This is a genomic window from Rhodococcus sp. O3 (assembly GCF_048897285.1).
GTDB lineage: Bacteria > Actinomycetota > Actinomycetes > Mycobacteriales > Mycobacteriaceae > Rhodococcus.
The window spans coordinates 1-12,558 of the sequence record NZ_JBMBTE010000138.1; the positions used below are offsets into that span (position 1 = coordinate 1).

5 protein-coding genes are annotated in these 12,558 nt (G+C 70.1%); 3 read left to right on the plus strand and 2 right to left on the minus strand.

What is annotated here, in order from left to right:
* Window positions 1–3,214, plus strand: a 3,214-nt coding sequence (locus tag ACN675_RS24725; protein WP_420753352.1) for an acyltransferase domain-containing protein, incomplete at its 5' end; no start/stop codon positions are given.
* Window positions 3,215–3,221: 7 nt separating this feature from the next.
* The gene (locus ACN675_RS24730) at window positions 3,222–4,763 is read left to right on the plus strand and encodes an acyl-CoA carboxylase subunit beta (RefSeq protein ID WP_420753353.1); all 1,542 of its coding nucleotides are present in this window, start codon (window positions 3,222–3,224) and stop codon (window positions 4,761–4,763) included.
* Between the two features lie 159 nt (window positions 4,764–4,922).
* Here the strand turns inward: ACN675_RS24730 and ACN675_RS24735 are convergent, their stop codons facing one another.
* On the minus strand, window positions 4,923–8,231 hold the full coding sequence (locus tag ACN675_RS24735; RefSeq protein ID WP_420753354.1) for an arabinosyltransferase domain-containing protein: 3,309 nt from the start codon (window positions 8,229–8,231) through the stop codon (window positions 4,923–4,925).
* 64 nt (window positions 8,232–8,295) lie between these two features.
* Window positions 8,296–11,574 carry an arabinosyltransferase domain-containing protein gene (locus ACN675_RS24740; RefSeq protein ID WP_420753355.1) on the minus strand — a complete coding sequence of 1,093 codons (3,279 nt, stop codon included), beginning with the start codon at window positions 11,572–11,574 and terminating at the stop codon, window positions 8,296–8,298.
* A gap of 119 nt (window positions 11,575–11,693) precedes the next feature.
* On the opposite strand from ACN675_RS24740, the gene ACN675_RS24745 reads away from it, so the two are divergent.
* A partial coding sequence (locus ACN675_RS24745) for an FAD-binding oxidoreductase (RefSeq protein WP_420753356.1) occupies window positions 11,694–12,558 on the plus strand: 865 nt, incomplete at its 3' end.

The window sequence follows — 12,558 nt, forward strand, 5'->3', positions numbered from 1 at the left end:
GCTCGAGACCGAGGTCGGCAGCACCACGCCGCTCGCCGACGTCGCACGTACCCTCTCTCGCCGCAACCACGGCCGCTCGCGTGCCGTGGTCATCGCCAAGGACCGCGCCGAGGCCATCGCCGGACTGCGCGCGGTCGCGGCCGGCAAGCCCGCCCAGGGCGTCTTCAGCTCGGACACCCCCGACACCAAGGGCCCCGTCTGGGTGCTGTCGGGCTTCGGTGCCCAGCACCGCAAGATGGCCAAGCAGCTCTACCTCGAGAACCCGGTGTTCGCCGCCGCGGTCGACGAGGTCGACGAACTGATCTACGACGAGTCGGGCTACTCCATGAAGGAGAAGTTCCTCGACGACGCGCAGGACTACGACGTCGAGACCGCCCAGGTCGGCATCTTCACCATCCAGATCGGCCTGGCCGCGCTGCTGCGCCACCACGGTGCCGAGCCCGCCGCGATCATCGGGCACTCGATGGGTGAGGCGGCCGGTGCCTACATCTCCGGTGGCCTGTCGCTCGAGGACGCCGTCCGAGTCATCTGCGCGCGCTCGCGGCTGATGGGCGAGGCCGAGGCCGGCCTCGAGGGCGACGCCATCCGTCTCATGGCGCTCGTCGAATACAGCGCCGACGAGATCTCCGCGGTGCTCACGGACTTCCCGCATCTCGAGGTCTGCGTCTACGCGGCGCCCACGCACACCGTCATCGGCGGACCGCAGGACGAGGTCAACGCGATCGTCGCGCGGGCCGAGTCCGAGGAGAAGTTCGCGCGCGTCCTGCAGACCAAGGGCGCGAGCCACACCTCGCAGGTCGATCCGCTGCTCGGTGAGCTCGCCGCCGAACTCGCCGGCATCGAACCGCACCGCCTGAAGGTGGACGTGTACTCGTCCGTCGATCAGGAGACCCTGTACCGCGCGGGCCACGAGGGCATCCACCCGGTCGAGTACTGGACCAAGGGCCTACGGCACAGCGTGTACTTCACGCAGGCCGTGCGGCAGGCGCTGGCCGACGGGTACACCACGTTCGTCGAGCTCAACGCCAACCCCGCGACCCTCATGTCCGTCGCCGCCACCGCGTTCGACGCGGGCGTGCAGGACGGCAAGTTCATCCAGACGCTCAAGCGCAAGGAAGACGAGTCGCTCGGCGTGCTCACCGCGCTCGCGCAGCTCTACACGTACGGGCACGCGGTGGATCTGCGCAGCCTGCTGCCGGACGGCGAGTACGCGGACCTGCCGCGGACCGCGTTCCTGCGCAAGGAGTTCTGGTTGAAGACGCGCATCGGTTCCGGCGGCAACGGCCGGGTCCCCGGCGCCCGCGTCGCCCTGCCCGACGGCCGCTTCGCGTGGGAGGTGCAGGCCTCCGCCGTCACCGATCCCGCGGCCCTCGCGACCGCCGCGGCCGCGCAGGTGTACGCCGACGTCACGCTCGTCGCGAGCGTTCCGCACGCGCCGGTCCCGGCCTCCGGCACGCTCACCACGACCCTCACCCCACATCCCGGTGGCGCCTCCCTGCAGGTCCACGCGAAGGACGCGTCCGGGTTCACACTCGTCCACGAGGCCGTCGTGTCCTCCGGCGAGGTGCTGCCGGAACCGGTCGTCGCGCCCGTCGAACGTGCGGCCGACACCGTCGAGGAACTGCCCGAGGTCGTCGAATCCTTCGGCGACAGGTGGGATCCGGAAGGTTCGGAGAGCCTCGAGGACCGGCTCGCGGTGATCGTCGCCGAGTCGATGGGCTACTCCCCGGAGGATCTGCCGGTCGAGATCCCGCTCATCGACCTGGGCCTGGACTCGCTGATGGCGGTCCGCATCAAGAACCGCGTCGAGTACGAGTTCGACATTCCGCAGCTGCAGCTGTCCGCGGTCAAGGACGCGAGCCTGCGCGACGTCGCCAAGTACCTGCGGTACGCGGTCGATAACCGCGAGGAGGTCGCCGCGCTCGCCGCGCAGCAGGCCGCCGAGAAGGCCGCCGAACGGGCTGCGGAGGAAGCCGAAGACGCCGCGAACGCGGTCACGGTGCCGCCGGTCGAGGACACCACCGTCATTGCCGAGGCCGAAGCGATCCTCGCGGAGGCCGAAGCCGAGGCTACGAAGGCGCAGGCCGAGACTTCACAGACCGACATCACCGATCAGCAGGCGGTTGCGGAGGCGTCCGGTCAGCACGTGCCGCCGCGCGACGCCGCCGAGCGTCTGACGTTCGCGTCCTGGGCGGTGATCACCGGCGAATCGGCCAAGGGCATCTTCGACACGCTGCCGATCCTCGACGACGAGACCGCCGAGCGGCTCGCCGCGCGCCTGACCGAGCGGTCCAACGGTGAGATCACCGTCGACGACGTGCTCGACGCCGAAACCATCGAGCAGCTCGCCGAGACCGTGCGCCAGCACCTCGAATCCGCCGACCGCATCGACGGCCTGGTCCGTACGCTGCGTGCCCGCCCCGAGGGTTCCGACGCCGTGCCGGTGTTCGTGTTCCACCCCGCAGGCGGATCCACCGTGGCCTACGAGCCGCTGCTCAAGCGTCTGCCCGCCGACACCCCGATGTACGGGTTCGAGCGGACCGAAGGCCCGATCGAGCAGCGTGCCGCCGAGTACCTGCCGTTGATCAAGGAGATCCAGGGCGACGGCCCGTACGTACTGTACGGCTGGTCCCTCGGTGGCGTGCTCGCCTACGCGGTCGCGCGGATGCTCCGCGCCGAGGGCAAGGACGTGCGGTACGTCGGCCTCATCGACACCGTCATGGCCGGTGAGAAGGTCGAGGACACGCCGGAAGAGATCACCAAGCGCTGGCAGCGGTACGCGAAGTTCGCGAAGAAGACCTACGGGGTCGATGCGCCGCTGCCGTACGAGCAGCTCGCCCAGGCCGACGACGAGGGCCAGGTCCGCATCCTCATGGACCTGCTCAAGCTCAGCGGCGCGAAGATTCCGGGCGGCATCATCGAACATCAGCGCACGTCCTGGCTCGACAACCGTGCCATCCAGACCGCGAAGCTCGAGCCCTACGACGGGACCGTGGTGCTGTACATGGCCGACAAGTATCACGATGACGCGATAGACCTCGAGCCGGCGTTCGGAACCCGGCAGCCCGACGGGGGGTGGGGCGAGGTCGTCCGCAATCTGGAGGTGATCCACGTCGGTGGTGACCACCTGCAGATCGTGGATGAACCGTACATCGCGAAGGTGGGGGCCGACCTGACCCGGAAGCTGGCCGAGATCGCGGCCACGAGGAGCTGAACGAGTAGTGAGCACCACGGCAGAAAAGCTGGCCGACCTGCGCAAAAAACTCGAAATCGCGAAGGAGCCTGCGGGCGAAGCCGCGATTGCGAAGCGCGCGAAGAAGGGCATCCCGAGCGCACGGGAACGCATCGACATGCTGCTCGACAGGGGCAGCTTCATCGAGATCGGTGCGCTCATGCGCACGCCCGGGAACCCGGACGCGTTCTACGGCGACGCCGTCGTCGTCGGGCACGGGACCGTCGACGGGCGGCCCGTCGCTGTGTTCTCCCACGACCAGACCGTCCTGGGTGGCAGTGTCGGTGAGATGTTCGGCCGCAAGGTGTCGGCTGTACTCGAGCACGCCTTGAAGGTCGGCTGCCCGGTCGTCGGCATCAACGACTCCGGTGGAGCCCGCGTCCAGGACGCGGTGACCTCCCTCGCGTGGTACGGGGAGATCGGCAAGCGCAGCGAACCGCTGTCCGGGCTGGTCCCGCAGATCTCGGTCATCGTCGGCAAGTGCGCCGGTGGTGCGGTGTACGCGCCGATCAACACCGACGTCGTCGTGGCGACCGAGGACGCGTACATGTTCGTCACCGGTCCCGACGTCATCAAGGCCGTCACCGGTGAAGACGTCAGCCTCGAAGAGCTCGGCAGTGCCCGCAAGCAGGCCGAATACGGCAACGTGCACCACATCGCCCCCGACGAGAAGGCGGCGTTCGAATGGGTGCGGCAGTACCTGAGCTACATGCCGTCGAACGCGCAGGAGAAGCCGCCGGTCATCAACCCGGGCCTCGAACCGGAGATCACCCCGGACGATCTCGAACTCGACACCTTCATGCCCGACGCCGACAACGCCGGCTACGACATGCACGACGTCCTGCTGAAGATCTTCGACGACGGCGAATTCTTCGAGATCCGGTCCCAGGTCGCGCCGAACATCATCACCGGCTACGCGCGCGTCGACGGACGTCCCGTCGGTGTCGTCGCGAACCAGCCGATGTTCCTGTCCGGTGCGCTCGACGCGGCGGCCGCCGACAAGGCGGCGCACTTCGTGCGGGTCTGCGACGCCTACGACATTCCACTCGTGTTCGTCGTCGACACCCCCGGCTTCCTGCCGGGTGTCGAGCAGGAGAAGATCGGCGTCATCAAGCGCGGCGGTCGCTTCCTGTTCTCGTACGTCGAGGCGTCGGTGCCCAAGGTGACCGTGGTCGTACGCAAGTCGTACGGCGGTGGTTACGCGGTGATGGGTTCGAAGCAGCTCGGCGCGGACATCAACCTGGCGTGGCCGACGGCCCGCATCGCCGTGATGGGTGCGGAGAGCGCGGTCGCGGTGATCGGCCGCCGTCAGATCGAGGCCGCCGGCGACAACGCTCCGGCCGTGCGCCAGCAGCTCATCAACTTCTACAACGAGCACGTGGCGACGCCGTACATCGCGGCCGAGCGCGGCTATGTCGATGCGGTGATCGAGCCGTCGACGACCCGCCTCGAGATCCGTCGCGCGCTCAATCTGCTGCGCGACAAGAAGGTCTTCAAGAACCCGCGCAAGCACCACCTCCTCCCGCTCTGACGCTCCCCGGTGGCGGAACCTTCGTGGAAGGTTCCACCACCGGTGGATGCGCTCACGGATTCGGAATTCGCCTGCGCTACAGCATGAGCGATTCGAACTCAGCGCGTAGACAAAAAGTCGGCCCGTACGGAAGTTCCGTACGGGCCGACTTTCGTCATGTCACTCGTAGACGCGGAGGGTGCCCGGATTCCACAGGCCGGAGCGGGTGACCACCGTGGTCGCCTCCTCGGCGGGGGTCGCCTCGGGGTAGAACGGCGTGTACCGCTCGAGCGAACCCCAGTCGCGGGCCCAGTCGTCCTTCAGGTAGGTCGGCACCTGCTGGGGGCGGGCCAGCACCTCGGTGAACCCGAGGGGGCCACCGAACTCGGCGGCCTGCCACGTGTCGGTCGACGACACCGCCAGCGGACGGTCCGGCAGGATCCGGTAGTTCGGCATCTCGGCGATGCCGTAGCGGTGGTCGAACGGGCGCTGGCACGGGAACTGCAGGCCCACGGCCCAGTCCAGCAGCACCGGCTGCTCGGAGCCGACGACCGAGTTGAGGGTCTCGAGCGTCGGCACGCGCGGCGGCGTGAACGCCAGCCACTGGTCACCGGTGAGGTTCGGGTCGTTCGCGACGATCCGCACCACGTTCGTGTCCTCGGGCAGGTCCGCGAGCGGCACCCGCAGGTTCCGCCACGTCGGGGCCGGGCCGATGTCGCGCGGCAGGTAGGTGCCCTGGACCTCGACCGTTCCGTCCGGCTGCCGGGTTCCGTACTCGAGCAGCATCGACTGCCCGTAGGTGGTGGCGCCGGTGTCGTCGACGGACCAGATGCGGCCGGCCGCGGAGATCACGATGAGCGGCGCGTCGTCGCTGCGCTCGGGCAGCTGGTACCAGCTCGACGTGAGCATCGCCGGTTCCTGGATGCCGGTCTGGTAGCTGCCCAGCACCGAGGTGACCGCCGGGTCCAGCCCGAACGGCAGCTTCGCGGTGCTGCCGTTGACGGTGCGCGCACCCGATCCACCGGTGGTGCCGCCACCGGCTCCGGTTTCGAAGGTCGGTCCGACGCTCTGGTTGTCGGTGTTGCCCTGGCCCGGCTTGACCTCGACGTAGTCGGCGGTCAGGTCGGACGGAATCCCGTCGGGGCTGAAACCGCGCGGTGCGGCACCGGCCAGCGCGTCACCGTCCTGCGGCGGGTTGGCCGGGTCGATGATCGGTTGGAGCCGGCCCTGGTTGGGATCGACCTCGACGAGCACGTCGTCGGCGAGACCGCACGTCTGCCCGGCGAGCGCCCCGATGTTGGACCGCGCCAGCGAGTACGCCGGATACTGCGAGACCGCGCCCTTGAGCAGCGACAGCACCTCGAACAGCACCATGATGCCCGCGACGACCGTCAGCGGTGCCGCGGCGAACGCGCGGATGCGCCGGCCCTTCGGCGACGTCGGTTTCTCCGGCGGCGGCGCGTAGCCCTCGCGCAGGTACTGCCAGGCGACGAGCGCGAGGGACAGCGCGAACAGCACCAGGAACAGCGAGCTGGACTGGCGGCCGTTGAGCGAGACCGTCTTGTCGAACCACGGGATGCCGTAGCTCGACACGTACCACCAGCCGTTGATGCCCGCGAACGACACGGCCAGCACGAACAGCAGTCCGGCCAGGAAGATCGTGCGGTTGCGCCGCGACCGCAGCGCGCTGGCGGACACGACCACCGCGGTCAGTGCGCCGAGAGACCCGGCGATGCCCGCGTACGCCCCGAAGTGGTGGGTCCACTTCGTGGGGTTGAACATCATGAAGAAGATCGTGCCGAAGACGATGCCGATGAGCCGCCACGACGGGCTCACCGCGACGCCCGGGATGCGCCGGCGGCGCAGCAGCACCAGCAGGCACGTGAACAGGCACAGCAGCATCGTGAGGAACGCGAAGCGGCGTGCCAGCGACCCGTCGACGGTCTGCACCATCAGGTAGTAGTAGCGGAGGAAGTCGTTCCACCACTCCTCGTTGGGGCCGATGATGGTGCGCACGCGGGTGGCCTCGAGGACCGAGGAGAGGGTCTGGTCGGAGAACACGACGACGAGCACCAGCGTGCCGGCGGCGAGGATCGGCGCCACCAGCGGCAGGGTCCCGAGCTGGCGGTGGCGGCGCACGACGATGCGCGTCATGGGCCGGATACCGGCGAGCAGCGCGGCGATACACATCAGGCCGGTGGGGGCGGCGGCGAGCGTGAACGCGCCGACCAGCACCGCCGTCGCGGCGGGCAGCAGCCGGCCGGTGGCGATGGCCCGTTCGATGGAACACCAGGTCAGGAGGGCGCCGAGCGCGACGATCGGCTCGGGCCGCAGGCCGTTGTTGTAGGGCAGCCAGAACGCGAGGAACACCAGGCCGCCGGTCCACAGCGCGATCCGGTTGGTACGGACCGCCCGGCCGAGACGCGGCACCACCTCGCGGCTGATGACCATCCAGCACAGCATCGCGGCGATCAGCGCGGGCAGGCGCATCCAGGGGCTGGCCGTGGAGATCTTCGCGAACACGGCGAGCACGTCGTAGTACCAGCCGAACGGTGCCTCGGGGACCCCGAACCAGCGGAAGTAGTTGGCCATGTAGCCGGAGTGCTCGGACGCCCGGGCCATCGTCAGCAGATAGCCGTCGTCCGAGGTGTTCGCACCGAAGAAGTGCCAGCCGATCAGCGTCGCGAAGACCACGACGTCGACGCCGGTGAACTTCCACCACCGGGCGGGCAGGAACCGGCGGTGTCCGCGACCGTCCGTGACGTCCAGCTTGGCGAGGGCACCCAGGGCCAGCGCCGTGGACAACACCGCCAGGATCATCGCGAGCAGTTTCACGACCGTCGGGGACGACGAGAAGCGCGAGTCGACGTCGAAGGTGACGCTGAGCCCCGGCACGTCGGCGTTCAGGTCGCTGAACACACCGACGACGAGCGGACGCAGGTCACCGATGAGCTCGCCGGCGCGGCGGTTGCCGTTCTCGTCGCTGAGGCCGACGAACTCGGCGGTGGTGCGGTCGACGTCGGAGAAGATGGTGATCTCACGGCAGGCGCTCGACTCGACCTCGCTGCGCGGCGCGGTCGCGACCACGACGTTGCGGTCGAGCACGTCGACGTTCTCCTCGCCGACCCGTACGAACATCGCGTTGAGCGCGGCACCCTCGCCGTCGGCGGGTGCGGTCGAGAGCAGCATGCCGCCGCCGTCGGGCAGCTCCGAGACGGTCGTGCACGGCAGGGTCGCGGACAGCCGCAGCGGCACCTGCGACATCAGGGGTGAGGTGACCGCCTCGGTCGAGCCGTTCTGCGGCCACGTCACCGTCGCTTCGGTGACCTTCACCGGCAGGAACGGGGTCGCGATCGCGAGCAGTGCACCGAGCAGACCTGCGACGATGGCGACGAGGCGCGCAGTGCGGTACTGCGCGCGCAGGTCGGTCACGACCGGTGGCCGCAGGGCGGCAGGGGGAACGGTGGTCGTCGTCACGTCGTCGGGCACGATTGTCGATGTTATCTGCCGGTGACCTTCGGCGATACGCCCCCTCACCTGGGCGTAGCCTGGGTCACTCGAGCAGATCCGGAACACCGTCGCGAATCGGACCGGGCGACCACAGCCCGGAACGGGTGACTTCCGTGACCTGGACATCCGCCGTCGTCGCGGTCGGATCGATCGGGGTGTAGCGCTCGAGCGAACCCCAATCGCGGTCCCAGTCGTGGTTCAGGTAGGTCGGCATCGTCTGCGCGGTCAGCAGCAGCGGGATCCAGCCGAGCGGGCCGCCGCCGATGTGGTCCTGCCAGCCGTTGGTGGAGTCCGCGCCGACCCGGTCCGGGAGGATCCGGAAGTCGGGAACCTCGGCGACCCCGTAGCGGTGGTCGAACGGGCGCTGGCACGGGAACGCCAGGCCGACGGACCAGTCCAGCAGCACCGGTGCCTGATCCCCGACCACCGTGTTCAGCGTCTCCAGCTGCGGCATCCGCGGGGGCGTCACCGCGACCCACTGGCCGGGTGCGAGGTCCCCGTCGGTGACGACCAGGCGCACCGCGTCCGCGTCGGCCGGGATCTGTTCGCGCGGCACCCGCAGGTTCCGCCACGACGGGGCCGGCCCGATGTCGATGGGCGCGACCGCGCCGATCGGTTCGACGGTCCCGTCTGCGGTACGACCGAATTCGAGCCGCACGTCCTGACCCGGGGTGATGACCCCGTCCGGGTCGACGTACCGCACGCGTCCGGCGGCGGTGACGACGAGCAGCGGCGTCGCGTCGGTGCGTTCCGGCAGCGCGTACCAGCCGGATTCGAGTTCGGCGCTCTGCTGCACGCCGGTGCGGTAGCTGCCCAGGACCGGGGTGGTCGCCGGGTCCAGGCCGAACGGCAGCGCCACCGTGCTGCCGTTGACACCGGTCTCCCCGCGACCGCCGCCGGTGCCGGCACCGGTCGAGGTGCTGGTGCCGCCCTCCTCGGGGTCGACGGTGTTGGCGCCACCGCTCGTGGTGGTTTCCGGGTCGGCGGTCAGGTCCAGCGCCACCCCGTTGGGGGTGAAGCCTTCGTCCCGGCCCGCGCCGAGCGCATCCGCGACAGACCCCTCGAGCGGAACCAGCGCGGTCGCGTTCGGATCGGTTTCGACGAGCACCTCGTCGGCGAGACCGCATCCGCCGGTCAGCGACGCGATGTTGGACCGGGCGATCGAGTAGGCCGGTCCCTGCGCGACCGCGCCCTTGACCAGCGACAGCACCTCGAACAGCACGACACCCGCCGCGACCACGGTCAGCGGCGCGGACGCGAGCGCCCGCACCCGCCCGTTGCGGTCGGGCTTCGGGGTGGTGAACGGTTCGCGCAGGTGGAACCACGCGGCGACGACGAGCGCGACACCGGTGAGGGCGAGCAGCGCGGTGGAGAAGGCGCGGCCGGAGATCGACGGCGGCTTGTCCCACCACGGGATGCCGTAACTCGAGACGTACCACCAGCCGTTGGAGCCGGTGAACGCCATTGCCAGCACGAACAGCACCCCGGCCGTGAACAGGGCACGGTTGCGCGGCGAGCGGATCCCCGCGGCGCCGACCCCGACCGCGGCGAGCGCCGCGACCGATCCGGCCAGGCCCGCGTACACACCGAAGTGGTGGGTCCACTTGGTGGGTGTGGCCATCATCAGCAGCAGCGAGGCGAACACGATGCCGAGGATCCGGCGTGACGGACCGATCGCGGTGCCGGGGATGCGGCCCTTGCGCAGGATCAGCATCACGCACACGACCAGGCACAACAGCATCACGAACACGCCGAAGCGCCGGGCCAGCGAGCCGTCCGGGGACACGGTGAGCAGTGCGTCCCAGCGCAGCCGCTCGTCGAACCACGGCACGTTCGGGCCGACCGCGGACCGTACCCGGGTCGCCTCCAGCACCGACGCGAGGGTCTGGTCGGCGAACACCGCGACCATCACCACCGTCCCGGACGCGAGGATCGGGGCGAGCGGCGCGAACCAGCCCACCAGCTGCCGCCGCGCCATCAGCGTCTTCACGAGCGGGCGGGCACCGGCGATCAGGGCCGCGACCGCGATGAGGCCGGTCGGTCCGGCGGCGAGCGAGAACGCGGCGATGAGCACCGCGATCGCGGCGGGCAACATGCGCCCGGTCGCGATGGCCCGCTCGATGGAACACCAGGTCAGCAGGGCGCCGAGCGCGATGATCGGTTCGGGGCGCAGACCGTTGTCGTAGGGCAGCCAGAACGCGAGGAACACCAGCCCGGCCGTCCACAGCGCGACCCGGTTGCGCCGCACCGCGACGCCCAGCCGCGGCATCACCTCGCGGCTGATGACCATCCAGCACAGGATCGCGGCGATCAGCGCCGGCAGGCGCATCCACATGCTCGCCGTCGACACGTTCGTCATCACCACGAGAACGTCGTAGAACCAGCCGAACGGCGCTTCCGGCACTCCGAACCAGCGGTAGTAGTTGGCCATGTACCCGGCGTGCTCGGAGACCCGGGCCATGTTGAGGATGTAGCCGTCGTCGGAGGTGTTGGCGCCGATGACGTGCCACACCAGCAGGGTGCCGACGACCACGACGTCGACGACGGTGATCCGCCACCACCGGGCCGGCAGCACCCGGCGGGCACCGCGCCGATCCACCCCGTCGATCCGGTGCAGCGCGACGAGCGAGAGCAGCGTCGACAGGACGCACACGATCATCGCGACCTGCTTGACGGTCGTCGGCGTGGAGGTGAAGCGCGAATCGAGTTCGGCGCGCACCGACAGCCGCTCCGCAGCCGGCCCGGTCGTCAGATCCTGCGCGGCGCCCTGCAGATCCGAGAAGATCCCGACCATCTGGGGCCGCACGTCGCCTTCGACTGTCGTGACGGGCTCGTCGCCCGGGCCGACGATCTCCGCGGCGGTCCGCTTCGCGTTGGCGGCGACGGTCACCGCCGTGCACGGTTGATCCGTCGGGGCCGACACCAGCACCGAATTGCGCAGGACCGCCTCGATGCTGCCCGGGGCGCCGTCCCGGCCCGGCACCGACCGGATCACCAGCGCGTTCTCGGTGGCGTCGGGGGCGTCCGGGGGAACGGTCGAGACGAGGGTGCCGCCGTCCTCGCCGAGCAGGCCGACCGCCGAACACGGGACGCTGACGCGCAGTTCCAGCGGCGAGTACGTGATGAGGGGGACTTCGAGGTTGGTGAGGCTGCCGTTCTGCGGCCAGCTCACGCTCGCGGATTCCTGTTTCACCGGCAGGAACGGCAACGACAGGGCGAGGACGAACCCGAGCAACCCGGTGACGATCGCGACGATGCGGGCCGTGCGTACGGTCACGCCGGTGGAAGCGGTCGTTTCGGGCGAAGGGGAATCGGCGGGCACAAGCCTCGATGCTAGGCGAGGACGCGTCGACGGGGGACCGTGCCTGTTGAGCAGCACCCGTGAGGCACGCGCCCGGATCGCGCTCGAGCCCACGAGACGTCGGACTAGCATCGTCCGGTATGGCCCGCGCGACCGATCCCGTCGACGCACCGCCCGCCGGAGGCCGGGCCGGGCCGCTGCACGACGGAGATCTCGTCGCAGCCCTGCATGCCGCGGGCATCGCCGAGGTGCGCGGCGACACCACCACCCGGGCCCTCTACTCCTCCGACGCGTCCCTGTACCGGGTGCCGCCGCTCGCGGTCGTGCGGCCCCGCGCCGCCGACGAGATCGCCGCGGTGCTCGCGGTGTGCCGCGAATACGGTGTCCCGCTGACCGCGCGCGGCGCCGGCACGTCCGTCGCGGGCAACGCAGTCGGGCCCGGTGTGGTGATGGATCTGTCCCGGCACCTGAACGAGGTGCTGGAGGTGGACCCGGCGACGCGCACCGCGCGGGTCCAGCCGGGGGTCGTGCAGGCGCAGTTGCAGCGCGCGGCAGCTCCGCACGGACTGCGCTTCGGCCCCGACCCCTCCACCCACAACCGCTGCACCATCGGCGGGATGATCGGCAACAACGCGTGCGGAGCCCGCACCCTCGGATACGGGCGCACCGTCGACAACGTCATCGGCCTCGAGGTGATCGCCGGGACGGGCGACGTTCTGTCGCTGCCGGGCGCCGGGTCGCTGCTCGAACAGTTGCGGACGGTTGCGACCGGTCATCTGGCGACGATCCGCACCGAGTTCGGCCGGTTCGGGCGGCAGGCGTCCGGCTACGCGCTCGAACACCTGGCCCCCGAGAACGGATTCGACGTGCGCCGCATGTTCGTCGGCAGCGAGGGCACCCTCGGTGTGGTCACCGAGGCGACCGTGCAGCTGGTCGCCGATCCGCCGGTGCGGACGCTGGTGGTGCTCGGCTACCCGGACATCGCGGCCGCCGGCGACGCCGCGC